The sequence below is a fragment of the Microtetraspora sp. AC03309 genome, from assembly GCF_020826795.1.
GTDB lineage: Bacteria > Actinomycetota > Actinomycetes > Streptosporangiales > Streptosporangiaceae > Microtetraspora > Microtetraspora glauca.
The window spans coordinates 1-681 of record NZ_JADDIL010000322.1 but is presented as its reverse complement, the minus strand read 5'-3'; the positions used below and the strand labels follow the sequence as shown (position 1 = coordinate 681).

General features: G+C 67.5%; 1 protein-coding gene. It reads right to left on the bottom strand.

Annotation, left to right across the window (positions count from 1 at the left end):
- Positions 1 to 629, bottom strand: a 629-nt coding sequence (locus tag IMZ11_RS43100) for a cutinase family protein (RefSeq protein WP_255708157.1), incomplete at its 3' end; no start/stop codon positions are given.
- Between the last annotated feature and the right edge of the window lie 52 nt (positions 630 to 681).

Sequence of the window (681 nt, the reverse complement as noted above, 5' to 3'; positions counted from 1 at the left end):
GCGTTGACAAGGTCGGTGGCGGGGCCGGCCACCTGGGGGCCAGCCAGCCAGAACAGCTGTTGGGCGAGGGCCTTGGCGAAGGCGACGCCGCGCGATACCAGGTTCGGGATCAGGTTGGGGTCGTTGACGAGCGCGAGGATCTGGTTGATGGCAGCGGTGGCCGGTGCGATGAGGCCAGCCATGAAGATCGTGGCCAGTTTCTGGGCCGATCCTGCGGGGTCGGAGGCATCCAGATGGGAGCCCAGGTGTCCGATGAACCGCATGACGACGTCGCCCTGGGGAAGGTTGCAGTAGTAGTCGCGGGGCGCGCAGATCGCCAGGATGCCGTTGCGCTGGGTGAGTGAGCCGAAGCCTCCCGAGCGCACCCCGGCGAAGCCCATTCCGGGCTTGGGCAGGCCGATGGTGGGCTGGCCGACAGGGGCTTGCGAGGGGTCAGCGACCAGGGCGACACCAAGGAGCCGGCTGGCTGGGATCACGCCTCGGTTGTTGCCGATGGCGGCTGCGATGTCACCGGCAACATCAGCGCCCTGGCTGTATCCGGAGAGGATGAACACCGTCTTGGCGCAGCGGTTGGCAACAAGCTTGAGGCGGGCGTTGGCGGAGTCGATGCCGGCGTTCTTGGAGGCCATGTAACCGCCCCCGTCCGTGCCTCCGATGATGGTCGCCGGATAGGGCGCGTAG